Consider the following 24,590-nt stretch of genomic DNA (forward strand, 5'->3'; position numbering starts at 1 on the left):
ACTTTTTGAGTCCCGTGCGTGACCGGACGGTTACGGGGACGGGTGCCGGGGGCTGTGGGCGACAGCCCTCAGAGGGCGTCGGCGCCGCGGTTGCGCAGGGAGCGGGCGTACTGCTGGAGGACCCACAGTTCGTTCGCCACGGCGGTGTGCTGCTCGGGGTCGGCGTGCTGGCCCAGGCGCGCGAGCGTGCCCTGCACCTCGCTGATGCGGCGGTCCACGGCGCGCAGCCGGACCGAGACGAGCTGGACCCCCGCATACGTCTCGTCGACGATCTTCGAGTGCACGGCCTCGACGGCCAGTTCGGTGACCAGCGCCCGCACCGTGTCGTTGGCGGCTGCGTCGCGGACGCGGGCGATATAGCCGGAGCCGTCCTGCGTGCCCTGTTCCGCGCCGCCCGCCTCGGCGATGGTCTGGCGGACCGCCGCGTACGGAGGAGCGGTGAACTCGTCCACTCCGTACGCGTCGAACGCCGGGGACACCAGGCCCGGGTGCTGGAGCGCCAGCTTGAGCAGTTCGCGCTCGGTGCGGTGGGCCGGGCTGCGGAGGTTGAGCGCGGGGCCGGACGGGACCGCGGGGGCCTGGGGCTCCTGCTGCCGGGCGGAGGGGCGCGTCGGGGCGGGGCCCCGGCCGCCGCGGTCCCGGGCCCAACGGGCCAGCTGGGCCACGCGCTTGACGACGAACTGGGTGTCGAGGATGCCGACGATGCCGGCGAGCTGCACGGCCGACTCGTGCTGGATCGCGACGTTCTTGATGCCCGCGACGATGGGCGCGGCCTCGTCGAGCGCGGCGGCGCGGCCGGCCGGGGTCTCCAGGTTGTGGCGCAGCACGACCTGGCGGATCGCGAACTCGAAGAGCGGGGTGCGGGTCTCGACCAGCTTCTGCACCGCGTCGTCGCCCTGCGCGAGCCGCAGCTCGCAGGGGTCCATCCCACCCGGGGTGATCGCGATCGACGTCTCGGCGGCGAACTTCTGGTCGTCCTCGAAGGCACGCAGCGCGGCCTTCTGACCGGCCGCGTCCCCGTCGAAGGTGAAGATCACCTCGGCGGTGGCGTTGTCCATCAGCAGCCGGCGCAGGATCTTGATGTGGTCGCCGCCGAACGCCGTGCCACAGGTCGCGATCGCGGTGGTCACACCCGCGAGATGGCAGGCCATCACGTCGGTGTAGCCCTCGACGACGACCGCGCGGCTGGCCTTGGCGATCTCCTTCTTGGCCAGATCGATGCCGTACAGCACCTGGGACTTCTTGTAGATCCCCGTCTCGGGGGTGTTGAGGTACTTAGGGCCGTTGTCGCTCTCGTACAGCTTGCGGGCGCCGAAGCCGACGACGTCGCCGGAGATCTCGCGGATGGGCCACATCAGCCGGCCGCGGAAGCGGTCGATGGGGCCGCGGCGGCCGTCCTGGGAGAGACCGGAGAGGATCAGCTCCTTGTCGCTGAAGCCCTTGCCGCGCAGAAAGCGGGTGAGGTGGTCCCAGCCCTGCGGGCTGTAACCGACGCCGAAGTGCTGGGCGGCGCCCTGGTCGAAGCCGCGTTCGGCGAGGAAGGCGCGGCCGGTCTCCGCCTCGGCGCTGTTCTCCAGCTGCTCGATGTAGAACTGCGCCGCGATCTTGTGCGCCTCCACCAGCCGGATCCGCTCGCCCCGCTGGTGGCTCGGGTTGTACCCGCCCTCCTCGTAGCGCAGGGTGATGCCCGCCGTCGCGGCGAGCCGCTCGACCGTCTCCGAGAAGGTGAGATGGTCGATCTTCATCACGAAGGCGATGGTGTCGCCGCCCTCCTGGCAGCCGAAGCAGTGGAACAGGCCCTTGCTCGGGCTGACCTGGAAGGAGGGGGACTTCTCGTCGTGGAAGGGGCAGAGGCCCTTGAGATTGCCGCCGCCGGCATTGCGCAGCTGGAGGTACTCGGACACGACGGCGTCGATCGGGACGGCGTCCCGCACCGCCTTCACGTCGTCATCGTTGATCCTGCCTGCCACGCGTGAAGTCTACGGTGGCGCGGTGACACTCCTGCCTGCTCCCGTCATCCCGTGAGCGTGGTGAGGGGGACGGACGGGTCGCCGAGGGCGTCCGGGTCCACCTGGGCACCGGAGCGGATGAGGTCCTGGACGGGTCCGGTGACGTCCCACACATTGACGTTCATCCCGGCGAGCACCCGGCGGTCCTTCAGCCAGAAGGCGATGAACTGCCGCTTGCCGGCGTCCCCGCGCAGGACCACCTGGTCGTAGCTGCCGGCCGGTGCCCAGCCCGAGTACTCGAGGCCCAGGTCGTACTGGTCGGAGAAGAAGTAGGGGACGCGGTCGTAGCTCACGTCCTGACCGAGCATGGAGCGCGCGGCCGCCGGGCCGCCGTTCAGCGCGTTCGCCCAGTGCTCGACCCGCAGCCGGGAGCCGAGCAGCGGGTGGTGCGCGGCGGCGACGTCGCCCGCGGCGTAGATGTCCGGATCGGAGGTGCGCAGCTGCGCGTCGACCGCGATGCCGCCGCCGTGTGCCCGGTCGGCGAGGGCGAGGCCGGCGGCTTCGGCGAGGGCGGCGCGCGGTGCGGCGCCGATCGCGGCGAGCACGTCGTGGGCCGGGTGCTCCTCGCCGTCGTCGGTGCGGGCCGCGAGGACGACGCCGTCCTGGCCGGTGATCTCGGTGAGGCGGGCGCCGAAGTGGAAGCGGACGCCGTGCTCCTTGTGCAGTTCGGCGAAGACCTGGCCGAGTTCGGGGCCGATGACCTGGTGCAGCGGGGTGGGCTCGGGTTCGACGACGGTGACCTCGGCGCCGTAACCGCGGGCCGCGGCGGCGACCTCCAGGCCGATCCAGCCGGCGCCCGCGATGACCAGATGGCCGTTGTCGCGGCCGAGTGCGGCAAGGACCCGGCGCAGCCGGTCGGCGTGGGCGAGGCGGCGCAGATGGTGGACGCCGGCGAGCTCGGTGCCGGGGATGTCGAGCCGGCGCGGCTCGGAGCCGGTGGCCAGCAGCAGCTTGTCGTAGTGGAGGACGGTGCCGTCGCCCAGCCGGACCGACTTGGTCTCCCGGTCGACGGCGACGACGGTCTGGCCGAGATGCAGCTCCACATCGGCCTGCGCGTACCAGCCGGGCTCGTGGACGAAGACGCTGTCGCGCTCCTCCTTGCCGGAGAGATAGCCCTTGGACAGGGGCGGGCGCTCGTAGGGGTGGTCGCGCTCGTCACCGATGAGGATCACGCGTCCGGTGAAGCCCTCCGCACGGAGGGTCTCGGCGGCCTTGGCCCCGGCCAGACCACCACCGACGATGACGAACGTCCGATGTGCGTCGACCACTTGATGCCTCCTTTTTGCTTGTACGCTGCGCAGCCTTCAGCGAGCGTCCCGCACGCAGCGTGATGGCGGAAGAGGGGGTGACCTTCGGGCGTGTCATCCCGGACATCCCGCGCGGGCCGCTCCGGCCGCTCAGCTGCGGGCCGTGAGCTGCGCGTGCAGACTGCGGGCGGTCGCGTCGGTGAGTGACGCGAGCTGGTCGACGACGACCCGGGCGCGGGCCCGGTCGTCGCCGGCCGCGGCGAACAGGGCGCGGAACTGCGGGTCGAGGGTGTCGGGTGCGCGGGCGGTGAGGGCCTCGGCCAGTTCGGCGAGCACGATGCGCTGGTCGGCGCGGAGAGTCTCCTGCTCGGCGCGCTGCATCACATAGCGGTCGGCGACCGCCTTGAGAACGGCGCACTCGTTGCGTGCCTCGCGGGGGACGACGAGCTCGGCGGCGTAGCGGGTGAGCCGGCCGGTGCCGTACGCCTGACGGGTCGCGCCCTCGGCCGCGAGGGCGAAACGGCCGATGAGCTGGCTGGTGGCGTCCTTGAGGCGGGCCTGCGCGACGGCCGAACCGTCGTAGTGGTGCGGCCACCATTCCTGTTCGAGGAGGCGGTCCAGGGCCTCGGCGAGCTCCTCGGGGTCGGTGTCGGAGGGCACGTACCGGCCGATCGCCACCTGCCAGATGTCGCTGCGCTCCGGTTCGGCGAGGAGGAGGCCGGGGTCGAGGTGCCCGGCATGCAGGCCGTCCTCGAAGTCGTGCACCGAGTAGGCGACGTCGTCGGCCCAGTCCATGACCTGGGCCTCGAAGCACTTGCGGTGGTCCGGCGCGCCCTCGCGGACCCACTCGAAGACGGGCAGGTCGTCCTCGTACACACCGAACTTGACCGAGGCGGGGTCGGTGGGGTGACCGCCGCGCGGCCAGGGGTACTTGGTGGCGGCGTCCAGCGTGGCGCGGGTGAGGTTCAGACCGACGCTGACGACACCGCCGCCGTCGGTGGGGACGAACCTCTTGGGCTCGATACGCGTCAGCAGGCGCAGAGACTGGGCGTTGCCCTCGAAGCCGCCGCAGTCCTTGGCGAACGTGTTGAGCGCCTGCTCGCCGTTGTGCCCGAAGGGCGGATGGCCCATGTCGTGGGCGAGGCAGGCGGCCTCGACGAGGTCGGGGTCGCAGCCGAGTGCGGCGCCCAGCTCGCGGCCGACCTGGGCACACTCCAGGGAGTGGGTCAGCCGGGTGCGCGGGCTGGCGTCCCATGCCTGGTTGCGGGTGCCCGGGGTGACGACCTGGGTCTTGCCGGCGAGACGGCGCAGCGCGGAGGAGTGCAGCACACGCGCGCGGTCGCGCTGGAACGCGGTGCGCCCCGGACGCTTGTCGGGCTCGGGCGCCCAGCGCGCGGAGGCCGCGTCGTCGTAGCCGTCGTCGTGGAGGCCGTTTCCGTCGTACGTGCCGGGCCCGGGCGGAGTGGTGCTGGTGGTGCCTGCCATGCACCGAAGGTAACCGGAGCGGCCGGGCGGCGGTCGACCCGGTGGGCTACGCGGAGGCGAGTTCGCGCCGCTGAGCCGCGTACGGGGCGGTCAGCGCCTCGTCGTAGCGCTGGAGCAGCAGCCGGGCCAGCGCGGGGTGCGCGCCGAGCGGGGCGGCGGCGATCCAGGGTGTCGCGGCGGCGCTGCGGGCGGCGAACAGACCGGGGGCCGCGAAGTAGGAGGCGACGGCGATGCGGTGCCGGCCACGGGCGGTGAGCGCACGGACGGCCGCCGGGACCGTGGGGGACGCGGCCGAGGCGTACGCGGCGACGACCGGCACTCCGCCGAGGCGTTCGCTGAGCATCGCCGCCGTGCTGCGGGCGTCGGCCGCCGATTCGGGGTCGCGGGATCCGGCGGCCGCCAGGACGACACCCGTGCTGCGGCTGGTGCCGTCGCCGGGCTGCCAGCCGGCATCGGCGAGCCGGGAGCAGAGCGCCTCCACCAGCAGGGGGTGCGGGCCGAGCGGGGCGGCGATGCGGATGTCCGCACCGGGGACGGCGGCCGCCGCCTGCGGCAGGTCGTACTTGATGTGGTACCCGCGGCCGAGCAGCAGCGGTACGAGGACGGCCGCGCCGTCCCGGGCGTGCGGTGCGGGGGCGAGACCGGCGAGGGTGTCGTCGAGCAGCGGCTGGTTCAGCTCGATGTGGCCGAGCCGTACGTCGAGGCCGGGGCGCAGTTCGCGGACGCGGTCGAGGAGCTCGAGGACGGTGTGGAGTGCACGGGGCTCGCGGCTGCCGTGGGCGACGGCGACGAGGATGGGCCGTTCGTTCGGGGGCATGGGCTGCGGGTTCCGTTCAGTCGCACATGGCTGAGTTGGGTGCCCAGCTGGTCGGTGATCCGTGAGAGCAGCTGAGCGGTGGTGTCGAGGGGCAGTGGCCGGCCGTCTGGTACCTGTACCTGCTCCGTCATGAACAGATCCTGGCGGATCGACATTGCGAGGCCGTTGCACGGCGGTGACAGGTGTTTTCCACCGCCTCACCGCCGCCCCGCGGCCGGTGTCAGGATCCTCGGGCCGGCCGGGCCGAACGAACCGATCCGGTCCGTTGTGCGTCTGACCGGGTGTGAAGCGATCACGACTCAGACCCCGCCTGCCCAAGCTGCCCCGCTCGCGCCGCTCACAGCGGCGCCTCGTGCAGGCCGCGATGCTCGGCTGTGTGCTCGCTCTCGCCCCGGCGACCTGGATGCACGCCGTGGCCGACAGCCGGGTGAGGACGGTCGCGGAGGTGCCCGCGCAGGACGTGGCCGTGGTCTTCGGGGCCGGCCTGTGGAAGGGCCGGCCCACGCCCTATCTCGCGCACCGGCTGGACGCGGCCGCCGAGTTGTACCGGGCGGGCAAGGTGCGGGTCGTCCTGGTCACCGGGGACAACAGCCGGGTGGAGTACGACGAGCCCGACGCCATGCGCACCTATCTGACCGCCCGGGGCGTGCCGGACGGGCGGATCGTCAGCGACTACGCCGGTTTCGACACCTGGGACTCCTGTGTGCGCGCCAAGAAGATCTTCGGCGTGGACCGGGCGGTGCTCGTGACCCAGGGCTTCCACATCCGGCGGGCCGTCGCGCTGTGCCGTTCGGCCGGGGTCGACTCGTACGGCGTCGGGGTCTCCGAGCCGCACGACGCGACCTGGTACTACGGCGGGGTCCGCGAGATGGCCGCGGCCGGCAAGGCGGCGCTGGACGCGGCGGTCGAACCCGATCCGCGGTTCCTGGGCGCCGAGGAGAAGGGTGTGCACGAGGCGCTGGCCGCGTCCGGACGGTGATCGTCTGCGGGTGACACACGGCGGGCCGCTCGCTTCGGGATGCGCGGCGCGCGACAGTGATCTGTATGGAAAACGACGTGGCGACCCTGCTCAGCCGGCACACCGAGGCGCTCGCGCTCTTCTCCGACCGGGTGCACGCCGTGCGCCAGGAGCAGTGGGACGATCCGACACCCTGTACCGAGTGGTCGGTGCGCGATCTCGTGAACCATCTGACCGCGGAACAGTTGTGGGTGCCCCATCTGGTGGTCGAGGAAGCGGATCTCGACGAGGTGGGCGAGGCGTACGACGGCGACGTCCTCGGCGCGCATCCGCGCCGGAGCTGGGACGCGGCGGCGCGCGCCGCCCGGGAGGCGTTCGCGGAGCCCGGGGCGCTGGAGCGGACGGTGCAGCTCTCCTACGGCGAGACGCCGGCGGTGGCCTACTGCGCGCAGATGACCACGGACGCGGTCGTGCACAGCTGGGACCTCTCCCGTGCGATCGGCGCGCCCGAGCAGCTGCCGGACGCGCTGGTGGCCTTCGCGCTCGACGAGGTGAGTCCGTACGCGTCGGAGCTGGAGGCGTCCGGGCTGTTCGCCCCGCCGATCGAGCCGCCGCCGGCCCACAGCCACCAGGCCAGACTGCTCGCACTGCTCGGCCGCCGCGCCTGACCGGCCAGGGCGCCCGCGGTGGCGGCGCCTCACAGGGCGGGGCAGGGCATGCGGAGGGGCGCGTACCCCGGCCGTAATGGGGCACGAGGGCCGGCGTAACAGAGGCCGCGCACGCTGGCCGTATGCCCGAGCTCACTGCCCCCGCCGCCCCGCTCACCGCGACGCACTGTCCGTACTGCGCCCTCCAGTGCGGCATGAATCTGCGCGCTCCCGGGGCCGGCGAGGAGACGGTGCAGGTCGTGGAGCGGCCGGACTTCCCGGTGAACCGGGGTGCGCTGTGCGGCAAGGGCCGTACCGCCCCCGCGCTGCTCTCCTCCCGGGTACGCCTGACCGGGCCCCTGGTCAGGTCCGCTGCCACCGGCAGGCTCGAACCGGCCGGCTGGGAGGAGGCCCTGGAGAGGGTCGCAGAAGGGCTGCTGCGGACCAGGGCGGCCCACGGCCGGGACGCGGTCGGGGTGTTCGGCGGCGGCGGGCTCACCAACGAGAAGGCGTACACGCTCGGAAAGTTCGCCCGGGTGGTGCTCGGCACCTCGCAGATCGACTACAACGGGCGCTTCTGCATGTCGTCGGCCGCTGCCGCGCATCAGCGGGCGTTCGGACTGGACCGGGGACTGCCGTTCCCGCTGGAGGACATTCCCCGGACGGGCTGTGTGGTGCTCGTCGGCTCCAACCCGGCCGAGACCATGCCCCCGGCCCTGCGCTTCCTGACGGAACTGCGGGAGAACGGCGGCACGTTGATCGTCATCGACCCGCGCCGCACCCGCACGGCCGAGCAGGCGGACCTCCATCTCGCGCCCCGGCCCGGTACGGATCTGGCGCTGGCGCTCGGCCTGCTGCATCTGGTGGTGGCCGAGGGGCGCACCGACGAGGCGTTCATCGCGGACCGCACGACCGGCTGGGAGGAGGCCAGGTCCGCGGCCATGGCGTACTGGCCGGAGCTCGTGGAACGGATCACGGGGGTGGGTGTGCCCCAACTGCGCGCGGCGGCCGCCCTGTTCTGCGACGCCGCGTCGTCGATGGTCCTCACCGCCCGCGGCCCCGAGCAGCAGTCCAAGGGCACGGACACGGTGAGCGCCTGGATCAACCTGTGCCTCGCGACCGGCCGGGCCGGGCGCCCGCTGTCCGGCTACGGCTGTCTGACCGGGCAGGGCAACGGCCAGGGCGGCCGCGAACACGGCCAGAAGGCAGACCAGTTGCCCGGCTATCGCAAGCTGGACGACCCCGCGGCCCGCGCGCATGTGGCCGAGGTGTGGGGTGTGGCGCCCGAGTCGCTGCCGGGGCCGGGCCGCAGCGCGTACGAACTCCTCGACGCACTCGGCACCGACGTGAGGTCGCTGCTGGTGATGGGCTCCAACCCGGTGGTGTCGGCGCCGCGGGCCGCCCATGTGGAGGAGCGGCTGCGGTCGCTGGACTTCCTGGCGGTCGCGGACGTGGTGCTCTCCGAGACGGCCGCGCTGGCCGATGTGGTGCTTCCGGTGACCCAGTGGGCCGAGGAGACGGGGACGACGACGAACCTGGAGGGCCGGGTACTGCTGCGCCGCCGCGCGGTGTCCGCGCCGCCGGGTGTCCGCAGCGACCTCGAGATCCTCGGCGGACTGGCGGCGCTGCTCGGTCACGAGAAGGGCTTCCCTGCGGACCCGGAGGAGGTGTTCGAGGAGCTGCGGCGGGCGTCCGCGGGCGGACCCGCGGACTACTCGGGCATCACGTACCGCAGGATCGCGGAGGAGGACGGGGTGTTCTGGCCCTGCCCGGAGGACTCGGCGGAGAGCCGGCACCCGGGCACGCCCCGGCTGTTCCTCGACCGGTTCGCCACGCCCGACGGGCGTGCCCGCTTCGTACCGGTCACGCACCGGGCCGCCGCCGAGGAGCCGGACGACGACTACCCGGTGCTGCTGACGACCGGCCGGGTCGTCTCCCAGTACCAGTCCGGGGCCCAGACGCGGCGCGTCGACGAGCTCAACGCGGCGGCGCCGGGGCCCTTCGTGGAGCTGCATCCGCTGCTCGCCGAACGCCTGGAGGCGGCCGAGGGCGACCGCATCGCCGTCGTCTCACGGCGGGGGCGGGCGGTCGGGCCGGCGCGGATCACCACGGGGATCCGGCCGGACACCGTGTTCATGCCCTTCCACTGGCCGGGCGAGGGCCGGGTCAACTCGGTGACGAACCCGGCGCTCGACCCGACGTCCCGGATGCCGGAGTTCAAGGTGTGCGCGGTACGGGTGGAGCGGGTGGGTGCCGGGGAAGGGGCCGGGCCCGGGGCGCCGGAGGTGGGGTAGCGCCCTTCGGGCGGGCAGTGTCCAGCGGGGGCGAGGTCGGCCGACCGGGCGGGCGCACCGGCGGGGGCCGGGGTCAGCCGACCGGGCGGGCGCACCAGTCGCCGCCAGGAATGGCGGTGCCGTGCGCGCGGAGCCTCCCCGCCACGTCCGGGGCCGCCACGTACACCCATGCCCGTACCGCCGTGCCGTCCGGGCGCAGCACGTCGAGCGCGACACGTTCGTACAGATTGCGCGGATGGCCGGGTGAGACGTACTCCTCCAGCCGGTCGAGCACGGTGAGCAGATCCCCGTACTCCCCCGGCGCGGCCGTCAGCAGGTCGCCCACCACGCCGGAGGCACCGCCGGTGCGGGACGACTCGACCGCGTACGGGTAGCCGGGGCCGTCGTAGAGCTCCGCTCCGGGGAGCCGTGCCGGTTCCTCGGCGGCGGTGCGGCCGTGCAGGAACAGGTGGTGGTTGCACTCCCCCGGCCGGAGGGTGCCGTAGACGAAGAAGGGCAGGTCCTGGCCGTTCATCGGGCCGAGGTCTCCTCGTCGATCCACGCCAGGTAGGCAGCGCTGCCTGCCACCACCGGGGTGGCGATGATCTCCGGCGTCTCGTAGTCGTGAGCCGCCCGCAGATGGGCTTCCAGCTCCGGGTAGCGCTCCTCGGACGTCTTGAACAGGATCTGCCACTCCTGCGCGGTCTCGATCGTCTCCTGCCAGCGGTAGACGGAGGTGACGGGCGCGGAGATCTGCGCGCAGGCGGCGAGCCGTGCGTCCACGGCTCCGCGCGCCAGCTCCTCCGCCTTGGCCGCGCTGTCGGTGGTGGTCAGAACGGTGAGTGCCAGGGCCACAGGCGGACTCCGATCGCTTCGGGGGTACTCACGGGCGGGGCGGGGGCCTCACAGCCCCTGCCGGCCGGTCCGGCCCACCGTACGGGAGCCCCACCGGCGCCCCGCCACCCGCCGGGTCAGCCCGTGTACGGGTGCGCCGACTTGGCCGTCCGCAGCGCGCGGCCCCACCACGCGAGCTGGTCCAGCATCGCCTTGGCAGCGGCGTCGGGGGCTGCCGGGTCCCGGTGCCGGCCCTCGTCGTCGAAGTGGCCGCGCGCGTTGTGGAAGGACACCGTGTCGCGGACGGTCACGGCGTGCATCTCGGCGAAGACCTGCCGCAGCTGCTCGACGGCGCGCAGCCCGCCGGACATGCCGCCGTAGGAGACGAAGGCGACGGGCTTGGCCTGCCATTCGGTGAAGTGCCAGTCGACGAGCGCCTTCAGGGACGCGGGGAAGGAGTGGTTGTACTCGGGGGTGAGGACGACGACGGCGTCGGCGCGGGCCAGGACGGGCGAGACCTTGTCGAGCTCGGCGCGGACGGCGGGCGAGGGATCGTGGGAGATGGCGGTGGGGAGGTCCACCTCCCCGAGATCGACGAGCTCGGCGGCGAAGTCCTCCCGCTGCCGTGCGTTGCCCAGGAACCACTCGGCGATGACGGGCCCGAAGCGCCCGTGGCGGTTGCTGGCGAGGATGACGGCGAGCCGGAGGGGGACGGTGCGGGAGGCGTCCGTGGAGGGGTCTGTCTGCGGATTCTGCTGCGTGATGAGGTCCATGGGCATGAGCGTGGTACCTCAAGCTTGCTTGAGGTCAAGTGGGCGGGGACGGGGGTGTTCTGGCCTGGCGACCGGCGGGGGGTTGAGGGCGCCCCGGCCCGCCGCCGACGAAGGGCGGCCGCCCGCGACGCGCGCACCCCCAGCCCGTCGGCGACGTGCGGCCCCTGGGGGCGCAGCCCACAGCACGTGACCCCAGGCGCGCGCGTCCGCGTCACCCATTCAGTCCGGGCGGCCGCGATTCGCCGCGGCCCGTCCTGACCTGCGACAACCCCCCGCTGTCCAGCGCGACACGCCGGGAATGCGCCCATATCTGATGCGGCATCAGCAGGCGTGCGACACGCGCTGCGCCTTACCTCGAAGAAGACGACCTCAGTCGCACCGTTCTTCCCGGAGGAACCCCATGCGTACCGCCGCCCCCCTGCCGACCGGCCTCGCGCCGGCAGCTGACCTCATAGGCACCGGTGGCACCGGAACGTCGGCCGGGACCCTGGGGAGCGGCCGCGGCGCCGGTGACGTGGTGGTCGGGCTCCGTGGCGGGCCGGGCGGCCACGGACACGTCGGTCTCGGCCGCAGCGTCGGCCCGGACATCACCCAGATCGCGGCGGGTGTGGCCCTGCAGGCCACACCCGCCGTCGGCGGGACGCTGCTCTTGCGCAGTCGGGCGAGCGGCTCGCAGGGCAGCTGACGGGGGACGGCTTCCGTCCCCCGTCCCCGCCATGTCCCCGTTCCCGCCGGACCTTCGAGTCCGCCGGGAGCGGGGACCTTTCATTCGAACGGCCGACACGCACCACCGGCATGAGCCACGTGGACGGCGGCGTCCGCGGACATCCCGCGGTGGATCACGCCGTCCACTGGTCGAAAGCCAGCTTCGCGACCAGTGAGAAGACCACGACGAGCAGGACACCGCGCACGAACTCGCTGCCCTTGCGGAGCGCCATACGCGCGCCGAACATCGCGCCCGCCAGGTTGAACACCGCCAGCAGCGCGCCCAGCTGCCACATCACGGTGCCCTGGTAGGCGAACATCGCGAGGGCGCCGGCGTTGGTGCAGACGTTGACGATCTTGGCGGTGGCCGACGCGGTCACCAGGTCGAGATGGAGGACGGCGGTGAGCGCGAGCACCAGGAAGGTGCCCGTGCCGGGGCCGAACAGCCCGTCGTAGAAGCCGATGCCGCCGCCGACCAGGACGATCGCGGTGACCGTGCGGGCGCGGGTGACGGGCTTCCTGCCGTCGTCCGCGCCCGTACCGAAGGCGGGCCGCAGCATCACGAAGGCGGCGACACCCAGCAGTACGACCATGATCACGGGACGGAGCACATCGCTGCTGATCCCGGCCGCGAAGAACGCACCGCCCATCGACCCCGCCAGTGCGGCGAGGCCGATCCGTACGGCCGTCCGCACCGACACGGGGGCCTTGCGCACATACGTGACGGCCGCGCCCGAGGTGCCGACGATGGCGACCGCCTTGTTGGTGCCGAGGATCTGCGCGGCCTGGACGCCTGGCAGGCCGAGCAGCAGCGCGGGGAGCAGCAGCAGCCCGCCGCCCCCGACGACGGCGTCGATCCAGCCGGCCGCGGCCGCGGCGAGGCAGAGGAAGAGGAGCGTGGTCAGCGATATGTCGGGCACGTCCGCGACCCTATGAAGGAGATGGGTGTGGCGTCCATCCATCTCTGGTTGCTTGAGGGACCTCTGAGCTTCGGGTGCCGACGACGACGGTCGCATACAGCTCGTCCGAGGTGGCCACCCGCGCGCCGAGCCCGTCCCGGGTGACGATCGCCGCCGCCCGCTCCGCCTGCCGCTCGCTCGTCTCGAACAGCAGCGAGCCGCCGGGGGCCAGCCAGGGCGCGGCCTCGGCGGTCACCCGCCGGAGGACGTCGAGGCCGTCCGCCCCTCCGTCGAGCGCCACCCGCGCCTCGTGCACCCGCGCTTCGGCGGGCAGCAGATCGATCTCCTCGGTCGGTACGTACGGCACATTGGCCAGCAGCACGTCGACGCGGCCGCGCAGATGGCCCGGCAGCGGGTCGTACAGATCGCCCTCGTACGCCAGGCCGCCGGCGGCGCGGACGTTGCGGCGGGCGCAGCGCACGGCGGCGGGGTCGATGTCGGCGGCGTGCAGTTCGGCCCCGTCCAGGCCCGCGACGAGCGCGGCGCCGAGCGCGCCGGTGCCGCAGCACAGATCGACGACGACGGCTCCCGGCCGGGCGAGGACCGCGGCCTGCTCGACGAGGAACTCGGTACGGCGGCGGGGGACGAAGACCCCGGGGTCGACCGCGATGCGCAGACCGTGGAACCCGGCCCAGCCGAGGACGTGTTCCAGCGGCTCCCCTTCGATCCGGCGGCCGACCATGGCGGCGAGATCAGCGGGTGTGCGCGCGGTGGCGACGAGCAGTTCCGCCTCGTCCTCGGCGAAGACACACCCGGCGGCACGCAGCCTGGTGATGATCGCGGACGGGGACAGAGGGGAGGGAGAAAGCGACATGAGAGCCTTTCGGATACCGAAGGGCGCTCTCCGGTCGCCTAGGCCGGTCGAACCGGTTCGACCGAGGGACCACGGTGGGAGAGCACCCCGCCTGACGCAGCAGCGGTAATGGGTCTCACCTCCTCGGCCGGTCCACGGATGTGGAGACGGCAACACTACCCGACCTGCCCCGACGCGCACGGGTATCCGCGCACCGCGCCCCGGGTCCACCGGCGCCGGCCTCACAGGACGGTCCTGGCGGCGCTGAGGGCAGCGTTCCCGGTGGGAAACAGAGGAGCACCTGACGGGTAACAACGGACCCGCAGGCTGCGGACATGGCTACAGAGACCGTGGTGATCGGCGGCGGGACGGCGGGTGCGCGAGTGGCGCACCGGCTCGTCACCGCCGGTGTGCCCGTCACCGTGCTCGGCGAGGAGACCCACGCGCCGTACAACCGGGTGCTGCTCGCCGACGTGCTCGCCGGGCGCTACGGCCCCGAGGTGATCAGCCTGCCCGGTGTGCCGGTGCGGCGCGATGTGCGGGCGGTGTCGATCGACCGGGAGCGGCGGCTCGTGCACTGCGCGGACGGCACGGCGACGCCGTACGACCGGCTGGTGCTGGCGACCGGGTCGAACCCGGTCCTGCCGCCGCTACGGGGCCTGGGCGGTGAACTGCCCGACGGTGTGCACCCGTTCCGTACGCTCGACGACTGCGCGGCGCTGTCCGCCGCGGTGCGGCCGGGTCTGCACGCGGTGGTCGTCGGCGGCGGTCTGCTCGGTGTCTCCGCCGCCCGTGCCCTCGCGGCACGAGGCGCCCGGGTGGTGCTCGCCCAGCAGGGCGAATACCTGATGGAGCGCCATATCGACCCAGCCGCTTCACTGTTGCTGCGTACGCATCTCGAGGCCCTGGGTGTGGAGGTGCACACCGAGTGCCGTGTCCGGGGTCTGCGCGGCACGGCCGTCGAGCTCGCAGACGGCTTCGTGCTCGACTCCGACCTGGTCGTCCTCGCCTGCGGGGTGCGCCCCCGGGTCGGTCTGGCGGTCGACGCCGGGCTCGACGTCCGTACGGGCATCGTCGTCGACGACCGGCTGCGCACCTCGGACCCGTCCATCCATGCCGTCGGTGACTGCGCCGAGCACGACGGGCGCGTCTACGGTCTCGCCGGTCCGGCGCTGGACCAGGCCGACATCCTGGCTGCCGTCCTCACCGGACAGACCGCGCGCTACACCGGCACCCGCGCCCTGACCCGGCTCACGCTGTCCGGGCAGGGGACTTTCGACCTGGCCGCGTTCGGCGAGACCAGCCCGCTGCCCGGCGACGACGTCGTGCGGCTCGCCGACGCCACCCGGGGCGCGTACCGCAAGGTCGTCGTCCGCGGGGACCGGCTCGTCGGCGGGATCCTGCTCGGCGATCTCACGACCGTCGGCGAACTGGCCCGTACCTGGGAGGGCGACGAGCCGCTCCCCTCCACCCCGCTGTTGCACCTGCTTGGAGGCTCCTGAGATGTCCACCCCCACGATCGTGGTCGTCGGCCACGGGATGGTCGGCCAGCGATTCCTCGAGGCACTCGCGGAGCGCGGAACGACCGGGCGCGCACGGATCGTCGTGCTGTGCGAGGAGCCGCGGCCGGCGTACGACCGGGTCCGGCTGACCTCGTACTTCGACGGCCGCACCCCCGACGAACTCGCTCTCGCCGACGCGGACTTCATGCAGCAGAACGGCATCGAGCTGTATCTGGACGACCCCGCCGAGAGCGTCGACCGGGCCGCGCGCACGGTCACCTCGCGCGCCGGACGGACCTTCACCTACGACACGCTCGTCCTCGCCACCGGCTCGTACCCCTTCGTACCGCCCGTGCCGAACAAGGACGCCGAGGGCTGCTTCGTCTACCGCACCATCGAGGACCTGCTCGCGATCGAGGAGTACGCCAAGACGGCCACCACGGGTGCCGTCGTCGGCGGCGGGCTGCTCGGCCTGGAAGCGGCCGGCGCGCTCAAGGGACTCGGCCTCACCACGCACATCGTGGAGTTCGCGCCCCGGCTGATGCCGGTCCAGGTCGACGAGGGCGGCGGCGCGGCCCTGCTGCGCACGATCGAGGGCATGGGACTCACCGTCCACACGGGCACGGGCACCCAGGAGATCACCGTCGATGACTCCGGCGCGGTCAACGGCATGGCCCTGTCGGACGGTTCGGTCCTCGCGACCGATCTGGTCGTCTTCTCCGCGGGCGTCCGGCCGCGGGACCAGCTCGCCCGGGACATGGGCCTGGAGGTCGGCGCACGCGGCGGCATCGTGGTCGACGGGCAGTGCCGCACCTCCGACCCGGCGGTGTTCGCCATCGGCGAGTGCGCGCTAGCGGCGGACGGCCGGGTGTACGGCCTGGTCGCGCCCGGGTACGAGATGGCCGAGACGGCGGCGGCCGCGCTCGCCGGTGAGGGCGGGGAGTTCACCGGCGCCGACATGTCCACCAAGCTCAAGCTCCTCGGTGTGGACGTGGCGTCCTTCGGCGACGCGCACGGCGCGGCGGAGGGCTGCCTGGACGTCGTGTACTCCGACTCCCGCTCCGGGGTCTACAAGAAGCTGGTCGTCGGCGCCGGCGGCGAGCTGCTCGGCGGAGTCCTCGTCGGGGACGCCGAACAGTACGGTCTGCTGCGCCCGCTCACCGGCAGTGTGCCGCCGGTCTCCCCCGAGCAGCTGGTGCTGCCGGCGGGTGCGGGTGCACCCGTGGCGCTCGGCCCCTCCGCCCTCCCCGACGACGCGGTCATCTGCTCCTGCCACAACGTCACCAAGGGCGAGATCTGCGCCTGCTCCTCGCTCCCCGAGGTCAAGAAGTGCACCAAGGCGGGTACGGGCTGCGGCAGTTGCGTCAAGGTCATCGGCCAGCTGCTGCCGCAGTCCGGCGAGAAGGGTCTGTGCGGCTGCTTCGGCCACACCCGCAGCGAGCTGTACGAGATCGTCCGCACCCTGCGGTTCACCTCGTACGCCCAACTGCTCGACTCGCACGGCCGCGAGGAGGCGCGCGGCACGGACGGCTGCGAGGTCTGCAAGCCGGCGGTCGGGTCCATCCTGGCGTCGCTGGACGGCGGTTACATCCTGGACGGCGAGCAGGCCGCACTCCAGGACACCAACGACCACTTCCTCGCCAACCTCCAGCGCAACGGCTCGTACTCGATCGTGCCGCGCATCCCCGGTGGCGAGATCACCCCGGAGAAGCTGATCGTGATCGGCGAGGTGGCGCGGGACTACGGCCTCTACACCAAGATCACCGGCGGTCAGCGCATCGATCTCTTCGGCGCACGCGTCGACCAGCTCCCCGGCATCTGGGCCCGGCTGGTGGACGCGGGCTTCGAGTCGGGGCACGCGTACGGCAAGGCGCTGCGCACGGTCAAGTCCTGTGTGGGGCAGACCTGGTGCCGCTACGGGGTGCAGGACTCGGTCCGCATGGCGATCGATCTGGAACTGCGCTACCGCGGCCTGCGCTCGCCGCACAAACTCAAGTCCGCGGTCTCGGGATGCGCACGGGAGTGCGCGGAGGCGCAGTCCAAGGACTTCGGCATCATCGCCACGGCGAGCGGCTGGAACCTGTACGTCGGCGGCAACGGCGGCGCGACCCCGCGCCATGCCGACCTGCTGGCGCAGGACCTCTCGGACGCCGAACTGGTGCGGCTGATCGACCGGTTCCTGATGTTCTACATCCGTACGGCGGACCGGCTGGAGCGGACGTCGACGTGGCTGGAGCGGCTGGAGGGCGGCCTGGAGCATCTGCGGGACGTCGTCGTCCACGACTCGCTCGGGCTGTGCGACGAACTGGAGGCGCTGATGGAGCAGCATGTGGCGGGCTACCGCGACGAGTGGGCCGAGACGCTCCGCGACCCGGACCGGCTGCGCCGCTTCGTCTCCTTCGTGAACGCCCCGGACACCCCGGACCCCTCCGTGCGCTTCGTCCCCGAGCGCGGGCAGATCAAGCCCGATCTCACGTTTCTCACCCTGGAAGGGGCCGGTTCCCGATGAGCGTCCAACTGCTGGTGAGCGGCGAGTGGTTCACCGTCTGCGAGGCGTCCCGGCTGACCCCGGGGCGCGGTATGGCCGCGCTGCTGCCGGACGGCCGCCAAGTGGCCCTGTTCCTGGACCGCGCGGGACGGGTGTACGCCATCGACAACCGGGACCCCTTCGCCGGGGCCCAGGTCCTCTCCCGCGGCCTTCTCGGTTCGTCGGCGGGCGCGCCCTTCGTCGCCTCACCGCTGCTCAAGCAGCGCTTCGACCTGGCGACCGGCCGCTGTCTGGACGACGAGGACGTCTCGGTACGGGCCTACGAGGTACGGCTGGACCGGCCCTCGTCGGGAGCGGCGGACCGCGCGCGGCCACGCCTCGCGGAGAGCGTCCCGGCGGGCGGCTCCTGACATCCGCTGACACGGCAGCGGCCCGGGGCACCGATACCGGCGCCGGCTGTGGCTCCCGGCCCCCGCGATTCAATACGCTGACGCCCCAGGGTCTTCACCACCGACCGGGGTCTTCACCACCGAGGGGCGCAGCGATGGCGGGCTGGAGCACCAGCGACATTCCGGATCAGCACGGGCGTACGGCCGTGGTCACCGGGGCCAACAGCGGTATCGGTCTCGTCACCGCGCGGGAACTGGCCCGCAAGGGCGCGCGGGTGGTCCTCGCGTGCCGCAGCGAGTCCCGCGGCCGGGAGGCGGAGAGCGTCATCCGCGCCGAAGTGCCCGGTGCGGACGTGGAGTTCAGGCCGCTGGATCTGGCGGACCTGACCTCCGTACGGGACTTCGCGGCCTCGTACCCGTACGACCGACTCGATCTGCTGATCAACAACGCCGGTGTGATGGCGCTGCCCCACTCGGTGACGGCCGACGGCTTCGAGACGCAGTTCGGCATCAACCACCTCGGGCACTTCGCCCTGACGGGCCTGCTGCTGCCGAAGCTCCTGGAGACACCGGGCGCCCGGGTGGTGAGCCTGTCGAGCTTCATGCACGCGATGGCCAACATCGACATCGGCGATCTCAACAGCGAGCGCCGCTACAGCCCGTGGACCGCCTACTCCCGCTCGAAGACGGCGAACCTGCTGTTCGTCCACGAGCTGGCCAGGCGGCTGAGCGCGGCGGGCTCCGACGTCGTGGCGGCCGCCGCCCACCCCGGTTATGCCAACACCAACCTCCAGGCGGCCGGGGCACGGATGGCGGGCCAGAAGACCAAGGAACGGTTCATGCAGACCGGCAATCGGATCTTCGCCCAGTCCGCCGCGTCCGGGGCGCTGCCCACGCTGTACGCGGCCACCGCGCCGGACGTCCGGCCGGACTCGTTCACCGGCCCGCGGATCCTGGGATGGCGGGGTGCGCCGGCTCCGTCGTGGCGGCTCTCCTGGTCGTCGAACGACGTGGCCGGGGAGCGGCTGTGGGTGGCGTCGGAGCAGCTGACCGGGGTGACGTACGAGGGGCTCAAGTCCTGAGCTCCGGCGGACACGGCCCAGCACTTGCCGCAGGGCGGCCTCAGCGCAGTCCCGACGCCTCGAACACCTCCCGGGCCGTGTCCGACTCGATCCGTCGCGCCAGCGACTGAAGCACCGCGGATCCGCTGCTCAGCAGTCCGTCCTCACGCGCCCGCCGGGCCCCGGTGTCCAGTTCGTGCCACAGCAGCGGATTGGCGGCGAGGGTCTCCAGTTCCACCTCGACCCGCGCACCCCACACATCGCGGAGCACGATCCGCGGGCTGAGGCCGTCGCGGTGGCCGACCTGCGTGAGCAGATCGGTGCTGACCCGGCGCTCGCCGAGCAGTCCGCGTACGGCGATCCAGTGGTGGCCCGCGGTCACCCGGCTGGGGAAGAGCACCGAGAACAGCAGGGCCGCCAGCGCGGTCCACAGTCCCGAGCGCAGCGCGTCGAGCGTGCCCGCCGCCAGGTCCACGAGATGCAGCAGGACCAGCAGGGCGGCCGCGCAGAAGACCGCGGCCCGCACATCGGCCGCCCAGCGGCGGTCCTCGGCCGTCACCACCGTGTCGCCGGCCCCGAGGCACCCGGCGCTGTTCCCGCTCTCGCCCGTTTTCATGGCCGGGACGGTAAACCGGCCCGGGGAGCCGCGTCTGCACCGTCTGGGGCGCTCTGACGGATTCGCTACGCGGCGCGTCAAGAGTCCGTGAAGGCCGGGGGTGCGGGCGCAAGGAACACGACAAGACGGCACGGGGCGCGAAAGGACCGCCCGCACGCTGAGGTGTTCCCGACCGGAGGTGCCTGCACAATGACCGTCCTCAACACGCCTCCCGGCTCCGCCGGCCCGTCGGGTCCGTCAGGTCCGTCGGGTCCCTCGGGTCCATCGGGTCCTTCGGGTCCGTCCGAGGAGGTGCCCGGCCCCCGCGGCCCGTCCGAGGAGGTTCCCGGTTCGCACCCGCCGCCCGTGCGGCAGGCGGGCGACCGGCACCGGCTCACCGCGCTCCAGGGGCTGGCCGCGCTCTCCCTCGACGCGATGGCGTCGGTGGCCTACGGGCCCGAGGCCATCGTGCTGGTCCTCGCCACCGCGGGCGGTGTGGGGCTCGGCTTCACCCTTCCCGTCACCCTGGCCATCGCCGCCCTGCTCGCGGTGCTCGTCGCGTCCTACCGCCAGGTGATCGCCGCGTTCCCGAACGGCGGCGGTTCGTACGCCGTCGCCAGGACCCATCTGGGCCGGCGCACCTCCCTGGTCGCCGCGGCCTCGCTGATCCTCGACTACGTACTGAACGTCGCGGTCTCCGTCACGGCCGGCGTCGCCGCGCTCACCTCCGCGTTCCCGGCCCTCTACAACGACCGGATCGTGCTGTGCCTCGGTGTCCTGGTGCTGGTCACCGCCGTCAATCTGCGCGGCATCGTGGACTCCGCACGGGCGTTCGTCGTGCCGACCGCGGTCTTCGTCGGCTCGATCCTGACCATGATCGTCGTGGGGCTGTTCCGCGACGCACCGGTGTCCACCGAGGCCGCCGCCGGCCACGCCTCCGTCCTGGGCGAGAACACCACCACCGTCGGCGCGCTGCTGCTGATCAAGGCGTTCGCCTCCGGCTGCTCCGCGCTCACCGGCGTCGAGGCCGTCGCCAACGCCGTGCCGTCCTTCCGGGCGCCGGCGGCACAGCGCGCCCGGCGTACGGAGGCCGCGCTCGGCGGACTGCTCGGTGTGATGCTCATCGGACTCGCGGTCCTCATCGGCCGCTTCCACCTCCAGCCGGTCGAGGGCGTCACCGTGCTCGCCCAGCTGGCGGACGCGTCGCTCGGGCACAACTGGGCTTTCTACGTGGTGCAGTTCGCCACCGTCGTCCTGCTGGCACTGGCCGCCAACACCTCGTTCGGCGGGCTGCCCGTCCTGATGTCGCTGCTTGCCCGCGACAACTACCTCCCCCATGTCTTCCGGCTGAAGGCCGACCGGGAGGTCCACCGCCACGGAGTCCTGGCGCTCGCCGCCGTCGCGGCGCTGCTGCTCGTCCTGTCCGGCGGCGACACCAACACGCTGGTGCCGCTGTTCGCGATCGGTGTCTTCGTCGGCTTCACCATCTGCCAGACCGGCATGGTGATCCACTGGCGCGCCGAGCGGTCGCCCGGGTGGGGCCGGCGGGCAGTGCTGAACGGTGTCGGAGCCGTCCTCACCGGAGTCGGAGCCGTGGTGGTCACGGCCACCAAGTTCACCGAAGGAGCCTGGCTGATCGTGGTCGCGCTGCCCGCGCTGGTGCTGATCTTCGAACGGGTGCACCGGGCCTACGGCAGGATCGGCGAGCGCCTCGGTCTCGGCCGGGTGCCCGAGGCCCCGCACCGCGAACGCTCCCTGGTCGTCGTGCCGGTATCCCATCTGTCGAAGCTCACGGTCGAGGCCCTCAACGCCGCCGTCTCGCTCGGTGACGAGGTACGGGCGGTGACGGTGACCCATGGGGACGCGGAGGACCGCGCGGCCCTGCGGGAACTGCGCCAGGCCTGGGAGCGGTGGAACCCGGGCGTGGATCTGGTGGAACTGCACTCGGAGCACCGCACGGTGGGCCGGCCGGTGTCGGAGTACGTACGCCGGGTGTACAAGTACCACCCCGGCACACGGGTCACCGTGCTGATACCCGAGGTGGAGCCGGACCGGCTGTGGCAGCGGCTGCTCCAGAACCAGCGAGGTGCGGTGCTCGCGCACGCGGTGCGCCGGGACACGGACGCGGTGATCTGCCGGCTGCGGTTCCGCCTCTCGGATTCCGACCCCCTGTCCTGACCGGGTCCGGCCCCCTGTCCCGTCCGGGGAGGTGGTGGCACCGTGAAGGGAGAGGCGCACGACGAGGCCACCGGCCCGCTCGACCCGCTCGGCCGCATGTCGACCGCTGCGGGTCACCGGCCGTTGGCGTTCCGTCAATTCGGCGCTCCTAGGTTCCATCAGCGCGCGACCCCGCCGCGCCGACCGGCACCGCGGGGCGGTCCCCCCATTGGAGCGATACGTGGAACGTCGCAACTTCCTGCGTGGAGCGGTCATCGGCACCTCGGCAGCCGCCCTCGGCGGCACCCTGTGGCGCGGTGCGGCCGTCGCGGATCCCGCACAGCCGGGCCCCGGCCCCTACGGCGCACTCCGGCCGGCCGACTCCAACGGCATCCTCCTGCCCGACGGGTTCACCAGCAGGGTGATCGCCCGCTCGGGACAGAAGGTCGGCTCGACTTCGTACACCTGGCACAGCGCGCCGGACGGCGGTGCCTGCTACGCCGACGGCACCGGCTGGATCTACGTCTCCAACTCGGAGATCAACCCGTCGGGCGGCGCGAGCGCGGTCACGTTCTCCTCGACCGGCGCGATCACCGGCGCGCGCCGCATCCTGTCCGGCACCCGGCAGAACTGCGCGGGCGGCAAGACCCCGTGGAACACCTGGCTGTCCTGCGAGGAAGTCAGCCTCGGGTACGTCTACGAGACGGACCCCTGGGGCGTGAACGCCGCCGTGCGCCGGGACGCGATGGGCAGGTTCAAGCACGAGGCGGCCGCGGCCGACCCGGTCCGCAAGGTGGTCTATCTGACCGAGGACGAGACCAACGGCTGTCTGTACCGCTTCGTCCCCACCACCTGGGGCAACCTCTCCTCCGGCACCCTCCAGGTGCTGAAGGCCGGTACGGCGACCTCGGGCAGCTACACCTGGGCCGATGTCCCCGACCCGGACGGCTCGCCGACGGCGACCCGCAGCCAGGTCCCGGGCTCGAAGAAGTTCAACGGCGGCGAGGGCTGCTACTACGCCGACGACAAGGTGTGGTTCACCACCAAGGGCGACAACCGCGTCTGGCAGCTGAACCTGACCGCCGGCACGTACGAACTGGCCTACGACGACTCGCTGGTGAGCGGCGGCGCACCGCTGACCGGCGTGGACAACGTCACCGGCTCCTCCTCCGGGGATCTGTTCGTGGCGGAGGACGGCGGCTCCATGGAGATCTGTGTGATCACCCCGGACGACGTGGTCGCGCCGTTCCTGCGGATCAACGGCCAGTCCTCGTCGGAGATCACCGGTCCGGCGTTCTCGCCGGACGGCAGGCGGCTGTACTTCTCCAGCCAGCGCGGCACGAGCGGGTCGTCGTCGGGCGGCATCACCTACGAGGTGACGGGGCCCTTCCGCACCTAGGGGCCTGCCGTTCGGACCTCGCCGGGTTCGCGTGAACCGTGCCGTCCTGCCGCCCGCGGGTCTCAGCCCGCGGCCTCCGCCGGTGCGCCGCCCCTCAGCAGGGCGGCGCCCAGCGGGGTGAGTGTGTGCAGGACGGCGTTCCCGTGGCGCAGGGTCAGCACCAGACCCGCGTCCCGCAGGACCGCGGCGTGCTGGCTCGCGGAGGCGAGCGACACCCCTGCCCTGCGGGCCAGTTCGCTGGTGGTGCAGCCGTACCGTATGGCCTGGAGCACGGCGGAGCGGGTGTGGCCGACCAGCCGGCCGAGGGAGGGGCCGCCGGCCTCCCCGAAGACCGGGTCGGGGGTGTGCTCGGCCGCGTAGACGAGGACCGGCGGGAGCGACGGGTCGCGGTAGACGACGGGATTGCCCCGGCAGAAGAACGACGGCTGGAGCAGCAGGCCCCGGCCGTCGAGGTACAGATCACGGTCGACGGGATAGTCCGCCTCCAGGACCGGGGCACGCCACCGGAGCACCGGGGGAAGCGAGTCGAGCAGTTCGCCCGCGCCTCCGTCGAGCAGTGCCCGCCCGCGTACCGCACGGTCCGCCTCGACCCTCGCCTGGATCTGCGGCCAGTACGGCTCGATGGCGGCGCGGTGGTAGCTGCGGAGCACCGACACGAGCCGGACGAGCGGCTCGGGCCGTCCCTCGGCGAGGGCGGCGAGACGGCCCGTCAGCTCCGGAGCGGGGGTGCGGCCGGCGGCCACGAGCCCCAGTTCCGTATACAGTCGCGCCGGCGATGTGGCACGAATCACTTCGAGTCCGGAGTCGAGTCCGAGGCTTCCTTCCGGAGGCGTCAGAAAGTCGGGGAAATAGCCCCGCGTCGGCACCAGAGCGGCCAGCAGGCTTGTTTCACCATTCAACCTGGCCCGCGTTTCCGAGCGCCATTCCCCGAACATCAGCGCACGTCGGCGCTCTCTCAATCGGTGAAAGCTGAGAATCGTTTCCCACAACACATCCGGTTTCGTCGCCATCCGCACTCTGGCGAGGTCGTCACCGGTGAAATGGATACGAAGCACTGAACCCCCACTGTTGCACACGCAATCGGCCCCGATCACCGAGTATGCATGCAATCACAGCCGGTTACCACGGTGTTTCAGCCACAGTTGAAATGTCTCGCCGGAGCCGGGTGCGAACCGAAAGGCTGTACGGCGTCGGACAGGAACCAACTGTCACCGATGGACACAGCGAAGGCCGTGGGGGGCTTTGCGTGTCCGGCGGCGGGCGACAGTCGGTGCGGCTCCCTGCCCGGCGTGGGTAATGGGGCGCGGTCGGCGGATGGGGATCCGCGGGCCGCGCTCCGCCCGTTGTTTGCTGAACCAATGGCGGGAATTCGCTGGCCGGCAACATCCACAATTGCTCAGGGACTTTGTGAAAGTACTGAAAGAAGGGGACGGCCCGCCGGGGCCGTGCAGGCACAGCAGAAGGGGCGGGCGCCCCGCACAAGGCGCCCGCCCCTTCTC

Annotated in this window: 21 protein-coding genes; 10 read left to right on the forward strand and 11 right to left on the reverse strand. The window is 72.5% G+C overall.

The genetic code is table 11. The features are described 5' to 3' along the window. Window positions 1–68 precede the first annotated feature (68 nt). From dnaG to OHA05_RS11285, 4 genes are all read right to left on the reverse strand, one after another. Window positions 69–1,970 (reverse strand): DNA primase, encoded by a 1,902-nt coding sequence (gene dnaG / locus OHA05_RS11270; RefSeq protein WP_313946455.1) that lies wholly within the window; start codon window positions 1,968–1,970, stop codon window positions 69–71. A gap of 44 nt (window positions 1,971–2,014) precedes the next feature. After that, window positions 2,015–3,277: an NAD(P)/FAD-dependent oxidoreductase gene (locus OHA05_RS11275; protein ID WP_313946454.1), complete on the reverse strand. Its 1,263-nt coding sequence runs from the start codon at window positions 3,275–3,277 to the stop codon at window positions 2,015–2,017. A gap of 129 nt (window positions 3,278–3,406) precedes the next feature. Further along, a complete protein-coding gene (locus tag OHA05_RS11280) occupies window positions 3,407–4,741 on the reverse strand; it encodes a deoxyguanosinetriphosphate triphosphohydrolase (RefSeq protein WP_328860486.1) in 1,335 nt (444 codons plus the stop codon). Window positions 4,742–4,787: 46 nt separating this feature from the next. Next, a complete protein-coding gene (locus OHA05_RS11285; protein ID WP_328860487.1) occupies window positions 4,788–5,558 on the reverse strand; it encodes a sirohydrochlorin chelatase in 771 nt (256 codons plus the stop codon). A gap of 364 nt (window positions 5,559–5,922) precedes the next feature. Between OHA05_RS11285 and OHA05_RS11290 the strand changes: the two genes are divergently transcribed. From OHA05_RS11290 to OHA05_RS11300, 3 genes are all read left to right on the forward strand, one after another. Further along, window positions 5,923–6,537, forward strand: coding sequence for a SanA/YdcF family protein (locus OHA05_RS11290; RefSeq protein WP_443043831.1), 615 nt, complete (start codon window positions 5,923–5,925; stop codon window positions 6,535–6,537). 65 nt (window positions 6,538–6,602) lie between these two features. Then, the gene (locus OHA05_RS11295; protein ID WP_313946450.1) at window positions 6,603–7,184 is read left to right on the forward strand and encodes a TIGR03086 family metal-binding protein; all 582 of its coding nucleotides are present in this window, start codon (window positions 6,603–6,605) and stop codon (window positions 7,182–7,184) included. 122 nt (window positions 7,185–7,306) lie between these two features. Next, the gene (locus tag OHA05_RS11300; RefSeq protein WP_313946449.1) at window positions 7,307–9,457 is read left to right on the forward strand and encodes a molybdopterin oxidoreductase family protein; all 2,151 of its coding nucleotides are present in this window, start codon (window positions 7,307–7,309) and stop codon (window positions 9,455–9,457) included. Window positions 9,458–9,530: 73 nt separating this feature from the next. On the opposite strand, the gene OHA05_RS11305 is transcribed toward OHA05_RS11300, so the two are convergent. The 3 genes from OHA05_RS11305 to OHA05_RS11315 form a co-directional block, all read right to left on the reverse strand. Further along, window positions 9,531–9,971 carry a gamma-glutamylcyclotransferase family protein gene (locus OHA05_RS11305; protein WP_313946448.1) on the reverse strand — a complete coding sequence of 147 codons (441 nt, stop codon included), beginning with the start codon at window positions 9,969–9,971 and terminating at the stop codon, window positions 9,531–9,533. Beyond that, on the reverse strand, window positions 9,968–10,291 hold the full coding sequence (gene cutA, locus OHA05_RS11310; RefSeq protein WP_328860489.1) for a divalent-cation tolerance protein CutA: 324 nt from the start codon (window positions 10,289–10,291) through the stop codon (window positions 9,968–9,970). The genes OHA05_RS11305 and cutA overlap by 4 nt, the downstream gene beginning before the upstream one ends. 116 nt (window positions 10,292–10,407) lie before the next feature. Next, a complete protein-coding gene (locus tag OHA05_RS11315) occupies window positions 10,408–11,043 on the reverse strand; it encodes an NADPH-dependent FMN reductase (protein ID WP_328860490.1) in 636 nt (211 codons plus the stop codon). 400 nt (window positions 11,044–11,443) lie between these two features. Here OHA05_RS11315 and OHA05_RS11320 point away from each other — a divergent pair, with 400 nt between their 5' ends. Then, complete coding sequence (locus OHA05_RS11320; RefSeq protein WP_313946445.1) at window positions 11,444–11,728, forward strand: hypothetical protein; 285 nt, start codon at window positions 11,444–11,446, stop codon at window positions 11,726–11,728. A gap of 154 nt (window positions 11,729–11,882) precedes the next feature. On the opposite strand, the gene OHA05_RS11325 is transcribed toward OHA05_RS11320, so the two are convergent. Continuing rightward, window positions 11,883–12,668, reverse strand: coding sequence for a sulfite exporter TauE/SafE family protein (locus tag OHA05_RS11325; RefSeq protein ID WP_328860491.1), 786 nt, complete (start codon window positions 12,666–12,668; stop codon window positions 11,883–11,885). 10 nt (window positions 12,669–12,678) lie between these two features. Further along, the gene (locus OHA05_RS11330; protein ID WP_328860492.1) at window positions 12,679–13,521 is read right to left on the reverse strand and encodes a putative protein N(5)-glutamine methyltransferase; all 843 of its coding nucleotides are present in this window, start codon (window positions 13,519–13,521) and stop codon (window positions 12,679–12,681) included. A 314-nt stretch (window positions 13,522–13,835) separates the two neighbouring features. Here OHA05_RS11330 and OHA05_RS11335 point away from each other — a divergent pair, with 314 nt between their 5' ends. From OHA05_RS11335 to OHA05_RS11350, 4 genes are all read left to right on the forward strand, one after another. Continuing rightward, window positions 13,836–15,002: an NAD(P)/FAD-dependent oxidoreductase gene (locus tag OHA05_RS11335; RefSeq protein ID WP_328860493.1), complete on the forward strand. Its 1,167-nt coding sequence runs from the start codon at window positions 13,836–13,838 to the stop codon at window positions 15,000–15,002. Between the two features lies 1 nt (window position 15,003). Beyond that, window positions 15,004–17,511: a nitrite reductase large subunit NirB gene (nirB, locus tag OHA05_RS11340; RefSeq protein ID WP_328860494.1), complete on the forward strand. Its 2,508-nt coding sequence runs from the start codon at window positions 15,004–15,006 to the stop codon at window positions 17,509–17,511. Further along, window positions 17,508–17,900 (forward strand): nitrite reductase small subunit NirD, encoded by a 393-nt coding sequence (nirD, locus tag OHA05_RS11345; RefSeq protein WP_313946440.1) that lies wholly within the window; start codon window positions 17,508–17,510, stop codon window positions 17,898–17,900. The genes nirB and nirD overlap by 4 nt, the downstream gene beginning before the upstream one ends. A gap of 134 nt (window positions 17,901–18,034) precedes the next feature. Continuing rightward, window positions 18,035–18,961, forward strand: a complete 927-nt coding sequence (locus OHA05_RS11350; protein WP_328860495.1) for an oxidoreductase — start codon at window positions 18,035–18,037, stop codon at window positions 18,959–18,961. Window positions 18,962–19,001: 40 nt separating this feature from the next. Here the strand turns inward: OHA05_RS11350 and OHA05_RS11355 are convergent, their stop codons facing one another. Further along, window positions 19,002–19,556: a hypothetical protein gene (locus OHA05_RS11355; protein ID WP_313946438.1), complete on the reverse strand. Its 555-nt coding sequence runs from the start codon at window positions 19,554–19,556 to the stop codon at window positions 19,002–19,004. Between the two features lie 189 nt (window positions 19,557–19,745). On the opposite strand from OHA05_RS11355, the gene OHA05_RS11360 reads away from it, so the two are divergent. Continuing rightward, window positions 19,746–21,713 (forward strand): APC family permease, encoded by a 1,968-nt coding sequence (locus OHA05_RS11360; RefSeq protein WP_328860496.1) that lies wholly within the window; start codon window positions 19,746–19,748, stop codon window positions 21,711–21,713. 220 nt (window positions 21,714–21,933) lie between these two features. Further along, a complete protein-coding gene (locus OHA05_RS11365; protein ID WP_313946436.1) occupies window positions 21,934–23,091 on the forward strand; it encodes a PhoX family protein in 1,158 nt (385 codons plus the stop codon). A 62-nt stretch (window positions 23,092–23,153) separates the two neighbouring features. Here the strand turns inward: OHA05_RS11365 and OHA05_RS11370 are convergent, their stop codons facing one another. Further along, window positions 23,154–24,146: an ArsR/SmtB family transcription factor gene (locus OHA05_RS11370; protein WP_313946435.1), complete on the reverse strand. Its 993-nt coding sequence runs from the start codon at window positions 24,144–24,146 to the stop codon at window positions 23,154–23,156. Between the last annotated feature and the right edge of the window lie 444 nt (window positions 24,147–24,590).

The organism is Streptomyces sp. NBC_00306, assembly GCF_036169555.1.
GTDB lineage: Bacteria > Actinomycetota > Actinomycetes > Streptomycetales > Streptomycetaceae > Streptomyces > Streptomyces achmelvichensis.